This window comes from Sphingomonas abietis (assembly GCF_027625475.1).
Classification (GTDB): Bacteria; Pseudomonadota; Alphaproteobacteria; order Sphingomonadales; family Sphingomonadaceae; genus Solisphingomonas; species Solisphingomonas abietis.
On record NZ_CP115174.1, the window covers coordinates 949762 to 966521 of the forward strand.

Sequence of the window (16760 nt, forward strand, 5' to 3'; positions counted from 1 at the left end):
TCGTGACGACGCCGCAACGAAACCCATCGATCACGCACCTGCAACCGACCGTCGCCATGGAGCAGCGATGGCGTCGAACCGGGCGCTCGACTGTGGGGACTTCATATGATCGGTGCATCTCGCCTACTTGCCGGAGCGGCCCTTGCCGCGCTGGTGCCAGCCCTTGCATCCGCGGCCGATGTCACGACCCAGGCTGCCAGCGATGCCGTCTCCGCACCGGCGGCCGGCGATACGGCGACCGATGCCGATCAGGGTGCCGACAAGAACAAGGAAATCGTCGTGCTCGGCTTCGGTCGCAGCCGGCAGGTGCAGAGCGTCACGGCTGCCGACATCGCCCTCCAGACGCCCGGCTCCAGCCCGCTCAAGGCGATCGAGAAGCTGCCGGGCGTGCAGTTCGAGGCGGCCGATCCGTTCGGCGCCTATGAATGGGCGGTGCGCATCTCGCTGCGCGGCTTCAACCAGAACCAGCTCGGCTTCACGCTCGACGGCATTCCGCTCGGCGACATGAGCTACGGCAACGTCAACGGCCTGCACATCAGCCGCGCGATCATCTCCGAGAATGTCGGTCGCACCGAGGTCGCGCAGGGCGCCGGCGCACTCGGCACCGCATCGACCAGCAATCTCGGCGGCACCATCCAGTTCTTCAGCGATTCGCCGACCGCCGTGGCCGGCCTCAAGACGTCGGGCACCTATGGCGCCGACGACACCTATCGCGCCTATATCCGCGCCGATTCGGGCTATATCGGCAACACCGGCCTCAAGGGCTATCTGAGCTATGCCTTCCTCAAGGCGGACAAGTGGAAGGGTGATGGCCCGCAGCGCCAGCACCAGGTCAACGCCAAGCTGGTCGAGGATCTCGGCGATCTCGGCAGCATCTCCGCCTTTTTCGATTATTCGGCGCGGCGCGAGACCGACTATCAGGATCTGACGCTCAACCTGGTCAGCCGCCTCGGCTGGAAGGCCGCCTATCGCGTCGACAATATCCGCCCCGATTATGCGACGGCCGAGGCGATTGCCCGCGCCTACCAGAACGGCACCGCCTATCCCGCGCCCTATCAGAATGCCGACGACGTCTATTACAATGCCGGCGGCCTGCGGAACGACTATCTCGGCGGGATCACCTTCGACGCGCATCTGGCGCCCGGCCTCAGCGTCAAGACGACCGGCTATTATCACAACAACAAGGGCCAGGGTTCCTGGTTCACGCCCTACACGGCCACGCCTGCCGGCGCGCTGGACAATGACGGCAACGTCATCACCAACCCTTCGCCGCTCTCGTTCCGCACCACCGAATATTCCATCCGTCGCGGTGGCGTGACCAGCGAGGCGACCTACGAGACCGGCCCCAACACCTTCGCGGTCGGTGGCTGGTATGAGAGCAACAGCTTCCATCAGGCACGCCGCTATTACGGCCTGTCGGCGGACACGCCGGATCGCTCGGCGCTCGATTTCCAGAGCAACCCCTTCGCGACGCAATATGAGGGGAGCTTCGACACCGAGACGATGCAATATCATGTCGAGGACACGCTCAAGCTGTTCGACGACAAGCTCGTCCTCAACGGCGGCTGGAAGGGCGTCCGCGTCAACAACACCGCGCACGTCACCACCGGGCCGCTGGCCAGCGGCAAGATCGACGCGAAGGACTGGTTCCAGCCGCAGGCCGGTGCCGTCTATCATCTCGCTCCGTCGGTCGAGATCTTCGCCGACTATACCGAGAATATGCGGGCCTATGTCTCGGCGCTGACGACCGGGCCATTCTCCACCACGCAGGCCGGCTTCGATGCGCTCAAGGGCAATCTCAAGCCCGAGACGTCGAAGACCTACGAAGGCGGTGCGCGCTTCCACGCCGGGCCGTTGCAGGCCTCTGCGGTCGGCTATTTCATCGACTTCAAGAACCGCCTGGCCGCCTTCGCCAATGGGTCGGGCATCGCCGGCAACCCGGCGATCCTCAGCAACGTCGGCGGTGTCCATGCGTATGGTGCCGAGCTTTCGGTCAATTACCGGCTCACCCACGCGCTCTCGCTGTTCGCCAACTATTCCTACAACCACTCGAAATATCAGGATAATGTCGTCAATTCGGACGGCAGCCTCTACGCCGCGACCAAGGGCAAATATGTCGTCGATGCGCCCGAGCACATGATCAAGGGCGAGGTCGTCTATGACGACGGCGCCATCTTCGGCCGGATCGGCGGCAACTATATGTCGAAGCGCTATTTCTCCTACGAGAATGATCTGGTCGCAGGTGGTCGCTTCACCGCCGATGCCAGCATCGGCTACCGCTTCAAGGGCAGCGGCTGGATGAAGGAGCTGTCGATCGAGGCGAACGTCACCAACCTCACCGACAAGAAATATATCTCGACGGTCGATGACAACAACGTCCAGGTGCGTGCCGACAGCAGCCCCGGCGGCGATTTCGACAACCCGAACTTCATGGTCGGCGCGCCGCGCCAGTGGTTCGTGACGCTGAAGAAGGGCTTCTAAGGCAAGGGCGCGGCGGGGGACGTCAACACCCCGCCGCGCCGTTGTTCGAGGGCGATGCCGGCGAGATTCTGCGCGCGGCCGATCCATCGGATTCGCGCCGGCGGCCGGGGCGCGGCGAGCTTCAGAAAATGGTCGCGATGGGCCTGCACCTCAGGCGTGCGGCACGGATAGGTGCCGTTGGCGCGATCGATCACGAAGCGGGCATCGCCGATCAGGTCGAACGGCCCGTCGCTGAGAGCGTGGGCGATCTGTAACGCCGCGATCAGCGCCAGCCACTCGGCATCGCCATTGCTGCCTTCGCCGCAATCATCGCCGAAATAGGCGATGCCGCGCGCGAAAACGGCGACCTCGATCCGGCCGGGATTGGGCCGGCAGCCGCCGTCGAAGAAGATTTTGAGCCGGCGCGGGGTCACCCCGACCGTCACGCCATCAGGCTTCGGCGGCGATGCTGCGCAGCGCCTGCTCGAACGCCTCGGGCGGCTGGCCGCCGGAGATCAGATATTTGTCGTTGATGACGACGGCGGGCACCGCCGAGATGCCCTTGGCCTGCCATGCCCGTTCCTCGGCGCGCACGGCATCGGCATAGCGGTCGCTTTCGATCACTTCGCGGGCGGCGGCGGGATCGCGCTCCGCCTTGGCGGCGGCCGCGATCAGCACATCGACATTGCCCGGATCGAGGCCATCGGTGAAATAGGCATCGAACAGCGCGTGCTTCAGCGCGATCTGCTTCCCCTCGATGCCGGCCCAGTGCAGCAGGCGGTGCGCATCGAACGTGTTGTAGATGCGGCTGCCCTCGGCCATCGTCATCGCGAAACCGAGGTCTGCGGCCCGCCCGCGGATCATCGCGCGGTTGGCGGCGGACTGCTCCGGCGTCGAGCCATATTTCTCATGGAGATGTTCGCCGAGATCCTGCCCGCCGGCCGGCATGGCGGGATTGAGCTCGAACGGCTGAAAGTGGATGTCGGCCGCGACGAGATCACCGACATTGGCCAGCGCCTGCTCCAGCCCGCGCAGCCCGATCACGCACCATGGGCACACCACGTCGGAGACGAAATCGATCTTCATGGGCTTGGTCACGGGCGGCTCCTTCGGGTTGCACGCGGGATATGGGGGCGCAGGGTCAGGCCGACCAGGCGGCGATGTCCTCTTCCGCGCCCACCAGCGCGAGACCATGCGCGATCGAGGTCAGTTCGTCGCCGATCGCGATCCGCGACGCGCCGAACCGCTCGGTGAACAAGTGGCGGAGGCGGGGGATCAGCGAGGTGCCGCCGGTCAGGAACACCCGGTCGATCGCGGCCGCCTCGACATTCGCGGCCGCCAGCGCGCGATCGACCGCTGCCTCGATCCGCGCGACGTCGGGCGCGATCCACTCCTCGAACGCCGCACGGGTCACCTCTGCCTCGATCGAAAGCCCAGCGCCCGAAAAGGCGAAGCGCGCGGTTTTGGAGACGGACAAAGCCCGCTTCACCTGGCCGACCGCATCGTAGAGCCGGTAGCCCAGTTCCTCCTCGATCACCGCGATCATCCGGCCGATCGCATCGGGATCGAGCGCGGTGCGGCGCAATTTCTCCAGTTCGGCCAGGGTGCGTCGGTTGCGCATCAAGGCGAGGCGTGACCAGTCCGAGAAATCGGCGAAATAGCCGCCCGGTATCTCCAGCACCTTGTCGAACGAGCGATAGGAGCCGCCCTTGCCGAGCAGCGGCATCACCAGATTGTCGATGATCCGCGCATCGAAACGATCGCCCGCGATGCCGACGCCGGCATGGCCGAGCGGCACGCAGCGCCGGCTGGCGCCGGGCTCGGCGATCCGCACCACCGAGAAATCGCTGGTGCCGCCGCCGAAATCGGCGACCAGGATCGTCGCCGCCTCGTCCAGCCGCGCGGCATAGCTGAACGCGGCGCCGAGCGGCTCGTAGACATAATGGACCTCGGCCCCGAGCGCGCCGAACATCGCGTCGTAGCGTTGGCGGGCCAGCGCCGCGTCGGGGCGGTGCCCGGCATAATCGACCGGCCGGCCGACGACGACCCGGGGCGCCTTGCCGTCCAGCGCGCCGCGCGACCGCGCCGTCATCCGATCGAGGAACAGCTTGCCGAGATCTTCGAACCGATAGCGGCGATCGAAGATCGTCGCCTGATCGAAGCTCGCCATCGCCGCGACCGACTTGAACGACTGGAGGAAGCGGCTGCCTTCCGGGAAATCGAGATATTCGGCGATCGCCCACGGCCCGGCCTCGATCTCCACGCCCTTGCCGTCTTCCCAGAAGCACAAAGCCGAACGGAACACCGCATCGGGGCCGGCCGGTCCATCGAGCATCACCAGTTCGGAGGTGCCATCCCGCGCGATCGCGGCGACCGAATTGGTCGTCCCGAAATCGAGCCCGAGGACGGAGGCGGGAGAATCAGCGGCCATGGATCGGGCTGCTACCGGGATCGATGTGCGAGCGCAAAGGGCTAAGATCGACCGACAGCCAGCAGATCAGTCTCGCCCGGCATCCGAGGTCGTCGTCATCCTGAACTTGTTTGAGGATCCCAGCGAACCTCGGCGCCGAACGCCCGGAGGAGGTGGGATGTTGAAACGAGTTCAGCATGACGGTTCAAGCCGAACCATCCGCCGATATTCGCCAGATCCGAACGTCGATCGGCGCTTAGAGCAGCGAACTGACCAAAGCGGCGATGTTCTCGATCAGCCGCCGGACCAGCGGACGCTGCCGCCATGTCGCGAGATCGAGCTTGTCGCTGCCGTCGATATAGCCTTGCTGGATCGCCCGGACGGCGGCCACCGACGACGCATCGAGCAGCAGCAGGCTCGCCTCCTCGTTGAGCTGGAAGGAGCGCAGATCGACGTTGCTGGAGCCGACGATGGCGAAGCGATCGTCGATGCTGACATTCTTGGCGTGCAGCAGATAGTCACGGAACAGGTTCACGCGGATGCCGGCCTTGAGCAGATCGTCATAATAGGAGCATTGCGCAAGGCTGACGAGGGGCTGGTCGACCACGGCGGAGACTACCAGATCGACGGTCACGCCGCGCGCTACCGCCGTCCGCATCGCCCCGAGGACATCCTCGTCGGGAATGAAATAGGGGGTCGCAACGATGACATGATGCTCGGCGCGGTGGAGCTGCCAGACCAGCAGCGTCTCGAACCCCTCCAGCGGATAGTCGGCGCCGCTCGGCAGCAATTGCGCGCAGGCCTGGCCGGCAACCGGCGGGATCGTCACCACGGCGTCCGGCGGGGTGCCCGTCTCCAGGCTCCAGTCCGCCTCGACCAGCGCGACCATGCTCGCCACCACCGGGCCGGTGACGCGGGCCGCCAGCTCGTGGTTGACGACGCCGGTTCGGAAATCCTTGTCGACGATATTCTGCGAACCCGCATAGCCGATGACGCCGTCGATCAGGAACAGCTTGCGGTGATTGCGCATGTCGCGCCGCGTCCGGTTGTGGATGACGTGGAAGGGCAGCGCCTCGCGCACCTCCACGTCGGCCTCGCTCAGCAACCGGATCGCGCCCTTGCGCCAGCGCGCCGAACCGACCGAATCGAGCATCACCCGGCATTCCACGCCCCGCCGGCGCGCATCGGCCAGCGCCGCGATCACTCGCCGGCCGGTCGCATCGTCGGCGAAGATGTAGACCAGCAGATGCACCGTGTGGCGGGCCTCGCCGATATCCGCCACCAGCCGATCGATCACGCCGTCATAATCGTCGAGCAATTCGCAGTTGTTGCCGGATGTCGCCGGCATGTGGCCGAGCTTCTCGGCCAGTGCCGCGATCGACAGATGGTCTTCGGAAATCGGGAGGCCGCCCTTCTGCCGGGTGGCGATGTCGGTGAAGAAGGGGAGCAGCGCCTTGAAGCGCTTCTCGCGCCACGCCGGGAAACGCGGGCTGCCGATCGCCAGGAACAGCAACAGGCCGGGAATGGGCAGGAAGAAGATCAGCAGCAGCCAGCTGCGCGTCGCGGCGGGCGTCCGGCGCAGCGGCACGACGGCCAGCGCGCCGATGCGCACCGCCCATTCGCACGCATAATAGATCGTCTCGAAATCGGGGTGCCCTGTCATCGTCCCTGCTTAATGATGTGCTCAGCCCGAACGCCAGACCCGTCTGCCGGTTGCACGGCCGCGGATCAGCCTTCGCGCAGGGTAGCGGCCGGGCGGGTCGCCAGCGACGGCAACGAGCCGAGCAGGCCCACGCCCAGCGTCATCGCGATCGAGACGGCCAGCGTTGCCGCCACCACGCCGACGTCCGGCGCCCAGGGCAGGCTGAAGACATGGACGACGACGTACCAGCCGCCGAGCCCGCCGATCGCCAGCGCCACCCCGGTCAGCAAGGCGGAGAGCAGGGCATATTCGATGGCCTGGCCGATCAGCACCTGCCGCCGGCTGGCGCCGAGCAGCTTGAGTACCGCGATATCGTAGCGGCGCGCCTGCCCGGACGCGGTGACCGCGCCGACCAGCACGACGATGCCGGCGGCGACCGTCACGGCGGCGGCGGCGCGGATGGCCAGCGCGATCTGGCCGAGCAAAGTCCCGATCTGGCCGATGATGTCGCCGGTGCGGATCAGCGATACCGAGGGCAGGGCATTGGCCACCGCCAGCGCGATCGCGCCATCCCGATCGGGCGCGGCATAGACGCTGGCGAGCAGCCCGTGTGGCGCCTCCTCGATATAGCCGGGGGAGAAGACCAGCGCGAAGTTGAGCCCGAGCCCGCTCCAATCGACCTTCCGCAGCGCCGCGATCCGCGCCGGCACCTCGACGCCGAGCACCGAGACGGTGATGACGTCGCCGACCTTGAGCCCGAGCGTCTGCGCGGCCTTGTCCTCCATCGAGACCAGGGGGGGGCCATGATAGTCGGCGGGCCACCACCGGCCGGCGGTGATCGCGTTGCGCGGCGGCAGCGTCGCCGACCAGGTGATCGTGCGATCGCCCTTCAGGATCCACGCGCCGTCGGGCAGCGTCTTCATGTCGGCGACGCGGACGCCCTTCAGTGCCACGATCGCGCCGCGCAGCGAGGGCACCGCCTCGATCCGCGCGCCGGGTGCGGCATGGGTGACGGCGGCGTGGAAGGTCGCGGCATCCTCCGGCTGGAGGTCGATCGCGAAGAAGCGCGGGGCCTTGGCGGGGGCGGCGCCGCGCATCTCGCTCGACAGGCTGGTGTCGATCACCGCCAGCGCCACGAACAGCGAGAAGCCGAGGCCGAGCGCCAGAATCAGCCGGTCGGTCGGCGCGCCGGGGCGGTAGAGGTTGGCGAGCGCCAGACGCGGCAAGGGCCGGCGCGGCTTGGGCAGGCGGGCGAGCGCGAAGCGCAGCGCCAGCCCGATCAGCCAGAGCAGCAGCACCAGCGCGCCGGTCGCGCCGACAAAGCCGAGCGCGATGGCGCGATCGCTGGCGGTCAGCACGGCCAGCGCGACGAGGATGGCGAGCAGCGCCGCCATGCCGACGACGATCTGCCACGAGGGCCTGCGGGCGGCCGCCAGCACGCCGCGCAGCAGCGTTGCGGCCGGCACCGATCGGGCGCGGGCCAGCGCCGGCAGCGAGAAGAGCAGGGCGACCAGCAGGCCGAGCCCGCCGGCGACCAGCAGCGGCTCGGGATAGAGGCCGAGGCGCGGCGGCACCGGCAGCGCATCGCCGACCATGGCGGTGACGATCGCCGGCACGAATGCGCCCAGCAGCAGGCCGAGCAGGGTGCTGCTCCCCGCGACGATGCCGAGCTGCGCCAGGATCATCGCCGCGATCGTGCCGGATCGGGCGCCGAGCACCTTCAGCGTCGCGATCGTGCGGGTCTTGCCGGCGAGATAGGCGCTGACCCCGCTGCCGATGCCGACGCCGGCGATCGCCAGCGCGGCGAGGCCGACGAGCAGCAGGAACTGGCCGAGCTGGGCGATGCCCTGCCGCAGATTGCCCGCCGCCGCATCGGGGGTATGCGCCGTCCAGCCGGCGCTGGGGAAGCGGGCGGTGAAGCGCTCGCCCAACGCTGCCGCATCGGTGCCGGGCGGCAGCCGCAGCCGGTAGCGGGTGTCGTAGAGGCTGCCGGGCTGGACCAGGCCGGTGGCCTGCAGGCCGGCCATGTCGACCAGCACGAGCGGGCCGAGGCTGAACCCCTCGCCGAGATGATCGGGTTCGCTGGCGACGATGCCGATCACCGTCAGTCGCGCGGTGCCGATCCGGATCGCGTCGCCGACGTGCAGTCCCATGCGATCGGCGAGCGCCGGCGCGATCGCGGCCTGCAAGCCATGGGGGCGGGCAGTCGTCGCACCGGGCTGGAGCGCGAAGCGGCCGACCAGCGGCCATGCCGCGTCGACCGCCTTGAGCGTGACCAGCACCGGCGCGCCGGCGGCCACGGGCTGCGCCATCGCGCGCATCCGCACCGTCTCGGAGGTGGTGCCGGCGGTGGCGAAGGCGGCGCTTTCCTCGACGGTCGCGAGCCGTTGCGACACCCGCATCTCGAGATCGCCGCCGAGCATGATATGGCTCTGCGCATCGAGCGCACCGAGGATGCTGGCCGAAAGACTGCCGATCCCGGCCAGCGCGGCGGTGCCGAGGAACAGGCACAGCGCGAGCAGCCACAGGCCCCGGCCGCCGGCCTTCAGATCCCGGAGCGCCAGCCGCCAGGCAAGGCTCACGCGGTCGTCCGGTCGTCGACGATATGGCCGTCGCCCAGCTCCACGATCCGCCCGCAGCGCGCGGCGAGGTTCGGGTCGTGGGTAATGACGAACAAGGTCGCGCCGGCCTCGCGGTGGCGGGCGAACAGCAGGTCCATGATGGCGCTGCCCGTCGCGGCGTCGAGATTGCCGGTCGGCTCGTCGGCGAACAGCAGGGCGGGGCGGGGCGCGAGCGCGCGGGCGATAGCGACGCGCTGCTGCTCGCCGCCCGAAAGCTGGGCGGGATAATGGGTCAGGCGATGGCCGAGCCCGACCGCGTCCAGTTCGCTCGCGGCGCGCGCGAAGGCATTGGCCTCGCCGGCCAGTTCGAGCGGGACGGCGACATTCTCCAGCGCGGTCATCGTCGGCAGCAGGTGGAAGGCCTGGAGCACGATGCCGATCCGGCCGCGCCGCGCGATCGCCAGCCGATCCTCGTCGAGGCCGACGAAGTCCAGCCCGGCGACGCGCACCGATCCGCCGCTCGGCCGTTCCAGCCCGGCGAGCAGCGCCATCAGCGAAGACTTGCCCGATCCGGACGGGCCGAGCAGCGCGACGCTCTCGCCCGCCGTCACGGTCAGGTCGATCCCGCGCAGAATTTGCACCTGGGCAGGCGCACGACCAAGCGACAGCGTCAGATTGCGCGCCTCGATGACGATGCTATCGGGGGCGCTGTCCGGCGCGGGCGGTTGTGGAGAAGCGGAGAATGGCACGGTTCCGAGGATATGGTGCGCTGCGGCAGCTTGTCTATCTCATGCTCGCACTTTCTGCGCTGGCCGGAGCGCCCGCGCACGCCGCCGTACCGCTGATCTGGGCGTTCGGCGACAGCCTTACCGCCGGCCTCGGCCTGCCGCCGCATGACGGCTTCACCACCCAGCTGGAGGGCGCGCTGCGCCGCTCCGGGATTCCTGCGACCGTCAAGAATGGCGGCATTTCGGGCGATACCGCCGCACAGGGTCGCGCCCGGCTGCTTTGGGGCCTGCGCGGGCTGGGCGTGAAGCCCGATCTGGTGATCGTCGAACTCGGCGCCAACGACATGCTGCGCGGCCTGCCGACGGCGCAGCTGGCGACCAACCTCGATCTCATTCTCGCCGAATTGCAGCGCCGCCATATCCGGGTGCTGATCGCCGGCATGAAGGCCGCGCCCAATCTCGGGCCGGACTATCGGCGGGCGTTCGATGCGATCTATCCGGCGCTGGCCCGTCGCTATGACGTGCCGCTCTATCCCTTCTATCTCGACGGCGTGGTCGGCAGGCCGGCGCTGATCCAGGCTGACGGCATCCATCCCAATGCGCAGGGCGTGGCGATCGTGGTGGCGCGGATGCTGCCGACCGTTCGGCGCGCGCTCGCCCGCCCCGATCCGGCGGGCTGAGCGCGCGCCGGCGGCTCAGCGCTCGACGAACAGCGGGGCGAGCCGCTCGCGGATCCGCTCCAGCACCGTGGCACCTTCGAGATCGGGCTCGAAGCTCTGCCCGGTGATCGTCTCGAAGGCCTCGGCATAGACCGCGGCGGTGCCGAGGATCAGCTGCTCGGGAATGACCGGGATCGGATCCTTGTAGGGATCGCAGCGCGCCGCGACCCAGGAGCGGACGAAATCCTTGTCGAAGCTGTCGGGCCGCTCGCCGGCCTCGAAGCGCTGCTGGTAGCTCGCCTGCTTCCAGTAGCGGCTGCTGTCCGGCGTGTGGATTTCGTCGGCCAGCACGATCTTGCCCTCGGCATCGACGCCGAACTCATATTTGGTGTCGGCGAGGATCAGGCCGCGCTCGCTCGCCAGCTTCTGGCCGCGTGCGAACAGCGCCAGCGCGGTGGCGCTCAGCTCGTCCCACTGGGCGGCGGTGAGCAGCTTGCGCTCGAGGATCTCGGCGGGCGTCAGCGGCTCGTCATGGCCGCCGTCGAACTCCTTGCTGGTCGGCGTGATGATCGGCGTCGGCAGCTGTTCATTGTCGCGCATCCCGTCCGGCAGCTCAATGCCGTACATCTGGCGCTGGCCGGCCTTGTAGAGCGTCAGGATCGAGGTGCCGGTGGTGCCGGCGAGATAGCCGCGCACCACGATCTCGACCGGCAGGATGTCGAGCCGGCGGCAGATCAGCACATTGGGATCGGGGTAGGTCAGCACATGGTTGGCGGCGATGTCCGCGGTCTGCTCGAACCAGAAGCGCGCGGTCTGGGTGAGCAGCTGGCCCTTGAAGGGGACGGCGCAGAGGATGCGATCGAACGCGCTCAGCCGGTCGCTCGCGATGATGATGCGGCGACCGTCGGCCAGATCGTAATTGTCGCGGACCTTGCCGCGATAATGCCGGGGAAGCTCCGCGATCGTGGCGTCATCCAGCGTTCGCGATGCGAAGGGCGTGAAATCGTGAGGCGACATGCGCAGTTCCTATGGTCGGGCGAATATGCCGCCTCCTAGCCCGGTCGTCGCCGCCTGTCAGCGGCAGAAGGCGGGATCGGCGTTTTTGCGCTGCCGGGGCGCCGGCAAGGGTTGCCGCGATAGGGGTGTCCCCCGATATGGGGGCCGGTTTCTCATGGTCCCCGGCGGCATCCGATGAAGGATGGACCGGGGGCAGGCAACATTATGGAGTCGTGACGCATGGCCTATCTGGATACCCAGCTCTTCATCGATGGCACGTGGCAGAATGCCGCCGATGGGCGGTCGCTCGCGGTCCATAATCCGGCCACCGGGCAGGAAATCGGCCGCGTTGCCCATGCCAGCCGCGCCGATCTGGACAAGGCGCTGGCGGCGGCACAGCGCGGTTTCGAGGTGTGGCGCGATTTCACGCCCGCCGCGCGCAGCAAGATCATGCGCAAGGCCGCCGCCCTGATGCGCGAGCGTGCCGACGAGATCGCGCAGCTGCTGACCCAAGAGCAGGGTAAGCCGCTGGCCGAGGCCAAGGGCGAGGCGATGGCCGCCGGCGACATCATCGAATGGTTCGCCGAGGAAGGCTTCCGCGTCTATGGCCGCCTCGTGCCGCATCGCGCCAGCCTGTCGATCCGGCAGATGGTGATCAAGGATCCGGTCGGCCCGGTTGCCGCCTTCACGCCGTGGAACTTCCCGGTCAATCAGATCGTCCGCAAGATCTCGGCCGGCCTCGCCGCGGGCTGCTCGATGATCGTCAAGGCGCCGGAGGAAACCCCGGCCAGCCCGGCCGCGCTGATCAAGGCGTTCCAGGATGCCGGCCTGCCGGAAGGCGTGCTGGGCCTCGTCTTCGGCGATCCGGCGGAGATTTCGGAATATCTGATCGCCAGCCCGATCATCCGCAAGATCACCTTCACCGGCTCCACCCCGGTCGGCAAGCTGCTCGCCGGGCTGGCGGGCAAGCATATGAAGCGGGTGTCGATGGAGCTGGGTGGCCACGCCCCCGTGATCGTGTGCGACGATGCCGACATCGATCTCGCGGTGAAGACGATCGCACCGTCCAAGTTCCGCAATGCCGGACAGGTGTGCATCTCGCCGACGCGCTTCCTCGTCCACAACAGCGTGAAGCAGCAGTTCGCCGAGGCGTTCGCGGCCTATGCCAGCGGCCTCAAAGTGGGTGAGGGCTCGGCCGACGGCACCCAGATGGGCCCGCTCGCCAATCCGCGCCGGCTCGCCGCGATGGCCGAGTTCCAGGAGGATGCCGTCGCCAAGGGCGCCAAGCTGCTGACCGGCGGCAGCCGGATCGGCGACGCCGGCAATTTCTGGCAGCCGACGGTGCTGACCGACGTGCCGCTGGAGGCGCGCATCTTCAACGACGAGCCGTTCGGCCCGGTCGCCGCGATCCGTGGCTTCGACAAGCTGGAGGAGGCGATCGCCGAGGCCAATCGGCTGTCGTTCGGGCTGGCCGGCTATGCCTTCACGCGCTCGCTTGCCAATGCCGATCTGCTGACCCGCCGGGTCGAGGTCGGGATGCTGTGGGTCAACATGGCGGCGACGCCGTCGGCCGAGCTGCCCTTCGGCGGCATCAAGGATTCGGGCTATGGCACCGAAGGCGGCCCCGAGGCGCTCGATAACTACCTGAACATCCGCACGGTTGCCGTCAACCAGGCCTGACGCGAACGGAACGGCCCGCCGGCATCGGATGCCGGCGGGCTTTGTTCTTCATTCCGGTGCGATGATCTTCACCAGCGCGGGATCGATCTTCACGGCCGATTTGCCGCTCGGGACCAGCCGCTTGGCGGCCTCATTCCATTCGAGCAGCGTCTTGCTGTCCTGGCCGTTGCGGTAGGCATTGGTTTCGCCGTCGTCGTCATACAGTGTGAAGGTCGCATCCTTGCCCGGATAGACACGGATGCTCTCCAGCGGCTGATGCTCCATCGTGCTCTGCACCTGCGCGCCCATCGGGACGATCGAACCGGCGCGCACGAACAGCGGGATCGTTTCGATCGGGGCCGCGGCGGTGATCGTCTGGCCGCCGGTATATTTGCGGTTGGTCCAGTAATCATACCAGTCGGCGCCAGCGGGCAGATAGACCGGACGGCTGGTCTGGCCCTGCTGGGTGACGGGCGCGACGAGGAACGCCTTGCCCAGCATATATTCGTCGCCGATGGTGGCGACCGCCGGGTCGTTCGGAAAATCCATGAACAGGCCGCGCATGAACGGCGCGCCCGTCTCATAGGTCTCGCGGCCGAGCGAGTAGAGATAGGGGATCAGCGCGTAGCGCAGGCGCAGATATTTCGCGAGGATCGGCTCGGCCGCGGCGCCGTACTGCCAGATCGCGGTGCCCGGCCGCTGGCCGTGGATGCGCAGCGTCGGCGTGAAGCTGTTATACTGGAACCAGCGGACGAACAATTCCGGATAATCGGTGTAGCTTGTCGGCATCGCGGTGGCGCCGGCCGGATCGACCAGCGGCGGATGGAGCGGCGGCGGACCTGATGGATCTTGCCAGCCGCCGGTGTCGCTGCCCCAATAAGCGAGGCCCGACGCGGTGAAGTTCAGCCCGGCCGGCACCTGCCGCTGCAAGGCTTCCCAGGTGGAGTGAACGTCGGAGGACCAGAACAGGCAGCCATTGCGCTGCGAACCGAGATAGGCGGCGCGGCACAGGATCAGGTTGCGTTTGTCCGGCCGGTCGCGCGCCGAACCTTCCGCTACGCTCTCGGTGTGGAGCAACGGGAACAGGTTGTGATAGCGATCGCCGGTGCCGATCGAATAGAAGGAGCCGTCCGGCACCAGATCGGGTTCGGTTTCGTCCAGCCAGAACCAGTCGAAGCCCTGGCTGGCGATATTGTCGCGGATGCGATCCCAATACCATTCGCGTGCGGCCGGGTTGGTGCTGTCGATCAGTGCGCCGGCGCGATCCGAGCGGACCGGCAGGCCGTCCACGACATTGCCGTCCTTGTCCTTCAGCAGCCAGCCCTTGGCGCTGAGGAAATTGAAATAGCGCGATTCGCGCTCGAAACGCGGCCAGACGCTGACGATCGAGTGCATCCCCATCGCGTGGAGCGCGTCGTTCATGCCCTTGGGGTCGAGATAATAAGTGTGATCGATGTCGAGCTGGCCCATCCGCGACCAGTAGAACCAGTCGAGCACCATCACGTCGAGCGGATAGCCACGGCTGCGATAGCCCTTGGCGATGTCCATCAGTTCCTGCTGGCTGGTGTAGCGCGCCTTGCTCTGGATCAGGCCGAAGGCGGCCTTGGGCGGCAGCGGCGTGGCGCCGGTCAGCTTGGCGTAGCCGGCATAGAGATCGTCATAGCTCTTGCCGGCAATGATGAAGAAGGACACGCGCTCGCCGACATTGGACGTCCAGTTGGTGCTGCCGTGCAGGCCGGGCGAGACGGTCGTGTCCGACGCATTGTCCCAGACGATGCCATAACCCTTGTTGGTGACCATGAACGGCACGCAGACCGTCTCGCCGGCCGGCGCGTCATAATTATGCTTGCAATCGATGGTGCGACCGCGGAGGTCGAGAATGCCCTCCTGGTTCTGGCCGAGGCCGTAATAATGCTCGTCGGCGGGCGCGTCGAAGGAGGCGCCGACCTTGAAGGTCTTTTCGCCGGTCACGTCATGCGGAGCCATGCTCCAGCCGGTCATGGTGGTGAGCGGCTGGCCGTCCGCGGTCTTCACCGTCACCGACACCGGCGGCAGCGCCGGCGCGAAATAGCGTTCCATCTGGGTCGGCGCCTTGGGCCAGGGCTGCGCCGCGACGGTGAGCGAGAGCGCCGCGGACGCGAAGACGTCGCCAGAAGCGTCGGTGCGATGGCTCCAGCCGGTCGCATCGGACTTGGCGTTGGGGCCGTCGCCCGGCGGCGCATCGGCCAGCGTCGGATCGACCGCGATGGTGACGCGCACGATGTTCGGTGCATAGGGCTCGATCGCGACGATGCTGCCGTGGCGATCGAGGCTTGCCATCGGCGCCGCGACTGCTGGTAGCGCTATCATCGGTGCGCAAGCAAAAAGGGCGGCGCGCAGCGCGCGGACCTTGGTCTGGAGGGGCCTGGCCATCGACATCATTCTCCCTTTTTATCGTGGGCGCCGAGCGCATCGAGCGCGTTTCCGATCGCGTTCGCGGCGACACCTGCCATCAGAGCAGGGTCGTTGTCGAGCCGGTGAATGCCACCGTGCGAACCGGCATCGCCTATTTCCCGCTCCGGCCTGTCCGAGCGACGGCCATGATCGCCTCGTCGCTCAGCCGTAATTTCCGGCGAACAGGCCGTGGCTGATCGCAAAGCGCTCCATCAGGCTCGGCCATGTCGATCCGGGGTTCGATTTGGGCAGGCGGGCACCGAAGCCATGGCCGCCGGACTCGAAGATGTGCAACGCCACCGGGCGCTGCGCGGCCTGCATCGCGTTGAACAAAGCGATGCTGTTGGCGGGCGGCACCAGCCCGTCATCGGCGGCGGCGGTGAGGAAGATCGGCGGCGTGGTGGCATCGACACGATGCTCGACCGAATAAGCGAGCCGCATCCTTTCGGGCGCATCCGGCCCCAGCAGCGCGTCGCGCGATCCGCCATGGGTGAAGGGCGCTTCCAGGCTCACCACCGGGTAGAGCAGGGCGGCGAGATCGGGGCGGGCATCGATCTGGTCGGCCGCGTCGATCGGCGCATAGATGCGTTCGGCGTGGCGGGTCGCCAGCGATCCGGCGAGATGGCCGCCCGCCGAGAAGCCGAGCACGGCGATGCGATCGCGCTGGATACCGAAATGATCGGCACGTGCCCGGATCAGCCGCATCGCCCGCTGGGCATCCTGCAACGGCACGTCCTGCCGCTGGTGCCAGCCTTCGCCGGGCAGGCGATAGAGCAGGATGAAGGCGGTGGTGCCGCGTGCGTTCAGCCAGGCCGCCTGTGCCGTCCCCTCATTGTCGTAGGACAGGAAGCCATAGCCGCCGCCGGGGGCGATCAGCACCGCCGAACCATCCGGCCGCGGCGCCCGGAAGACGATCATCACGGGTCGCGCGATGCCGCTGATCCAGCGATCGGGGGCAGTGCCGGTCTTGTCCTGATCGTCGACCTTGCGGACGATGGCGGCCGATCCCGTGCCGGGCGGCGGGCCGGGCCACAATTCGATCGTCTCGTTGGCCGAAAGCTGGAGGGGGACGGCGGCTGCGGTGGCGGCTGTGGTGGCCGCCGCAGCGGCCGCGCCCAGCAGGACTCGGCGGGTTACCAACGGCATCGATGCATCCTCCCGATATGATCGACCGACGCTCGATCGTCGCACGATGGGCGGCGACGATCGCAT

General features: G+C 67.7%; 12 protein-coding genes. 3 read left to right on the plus strand and 9 right to left on the minus strand.

Annotated features, from left to right (window positions below; all coding sequences use genetic code 11):
• The first annotated feature begins 105 nt into the window (after positions 1 to 105).
• Positions 106 to 2481, plus strand: coding sequence for a TonB-dependent receptor (locus tag PBT88_RS04530; protein ID WP_270078034.1), 2376 nt, complete (start codon positions 106 to 108; stop codon positions 2479 to 2481).
• On the opposite strand, the gene PBT88_RS04535 is transcribed toward PBT88_RS04530, so the two are convergent.
• From PBT88_RS04535 to PBT88_RS04560, 6 genes are all read right to left on the minus strand, one after another.
• The gene (locus PBT88_RS04535; RefSeq protein ID WP_270078035.1) at positions 2478 to 2906 is read right to left on the minus strand and encodes a reverse transcriptase-like protein; all 429 of its coding nucleotides are present in this window, start codon (positions 2904 to 2906) and stop codon (positions 2478 to 2480) included. The two genes, PBT88_RS04530 and PBT88_RS04535, sit on opposite strands and share 4 nt — an antisense overlap.
• A gap of 4 nt (positions 2907 to 2910) precedes the next feature.
• A complete protein-coding gene (locus PBT88_RS04540) occupies positions 2911 to 3558 on the minus strand; it encodes a DsbA family oxidoreductase (protein ID WP_270078036.1) in 648 nt (215 codons plus the stop codon).
• A 43-nt stretch (positions 3559 to 3601) separates the two neighbouring features.
• Positions 3602 to 4891: an Hsp70 family protein gene (locus tag PBT88_RS04545; protein ID WP_270078037.1), complete on the minus strand. Its 1290-nt coding sequence runs from the start codon at positions 4889 to 4891 to the stop codon at positions 3602 to 3604.
• A gap of 235 nt (positions 4892 to 5126) precedes the next feature.
• Positions 5127 to 6533, minus strand: coding sequence for a cardiolipin synthase (gene cls / locus PBT88_RS04550; protein ID WP_270078038.1), 1407 nt, complete (start codon positions 6531 to 6533; stop codon positions 5127 to 5129).
• Between the two features lie 65 nt (positions 6534 to 6598).
• Positions 6599 to 9094, minus strand: a complete 2496-nt coding sequence (locus PBT88_RS04555) for an ABC transporter permease (RefSeq protein WP_270078039.1) — start codon at positions 9092 to 9094, stop codon at positions 6599 to 6601.
• On the minus strand, positions 9091 to 9822 hold the full coding sequence (locus tag PBT88_RS04560) for an ABC transporter ATP-binding protein (RefSeq protein ID WP_270078040.1): 732 nt from the start codon (positions 9820 to 9822) through the stop codon (positions 9091 to 9093). Before PBT88_RS04560 ends, PBT88_RS04555 begins: the two co-directional genes overlap by 4 nt.
• A 41-nt stretch (positions 9823 to 9863) precedes the next feature.
• Between PBT88_RS04560 and PBT88_RS04565 the strand changes: the two genes are divergently transcribed.
• Positions 9864 to 10481: an arylesterase gene (locus tag PBT88_RS04565; RefSeq protein WP_270078041.1), complete on the plus strand. Its 618-nt coding sequence runs from the start codon at positions 9864 to 9866 to the stop codon at positions 10479 to 10481.
• Between the two features lie 15 nt (positions 10482 to 10496).
• Here the strand turns inward: PBT88_RS04565 and PBT88_RS04570 are convergent, their stop codons facing one another.
• Positions 10497 to 11477 carry a phosphoribosylaminoimidazolesuccinocarboxamide synthase gene (locus PBT88_RS04570; RefSeq protein WP_270078042.1) on the minus strand — a complete coding sequence of 327 codons (981 nt, stop codon included), beginning with the start codon at positions 11475 to 11477 and terminating at the stop codon, positions 10497 to 10499.
• Positions 11478 to 11696: 219 nt separating this feature from the next.
• On the opposite strand from PBT88_RS04570, the gene PBT88_RS04575 reads away from it, so the two are divergent.
• Positions 11697 to 13136 (plus strand): NAD-dependent succinate-semialdehyde dehydrogenase, encoded by a 1440-nt coding sequence (locus tag PBT88_RS04575; RefSeq protein ID WP_270078043.1) that lies wholly within the window; start codon positions 11697 to 11699, stop codon positions 13134 to 13136.
• A 48-nt stretch (positions 13137 to 13184) separates the two neighbouring features.
• Here the strand turns inward: PBT88_RS04575 and PBT88_RS04580 are convergent, their stop codons facing one another.
• Together PBT88_RS04580 and PBT88_RS04585 are read right to left on the minus strand one after the other, a co-directional pair.
• Positions 13185 to 15464, minus strand: a complete 2280-nt coding sequence (locus tag PBT88_RS04580; RefSeq protein WP_270079177.1) for a glycoside hydrolase family 31 protein — start codon at positions 15462 to 15464, stop codon at positions 13185 to 13187.
• A gap of 246 nt (positions 15465 to 15710) precedes the next feature.
• Positions 15711 to 16694: an alpha/beta hydrolase gene (locus PBT88_RS04585; RefSeq protein ID WP_270078044.1), complete on the minus strand. Its 984-nt coding sequence runs from the start codon at positions 16692 to 16694 to the stop codon at positions 15711 to 15713.
• Between the last annotated feature and the right edge of the window lie 66 nt (positions 16695 to 16760).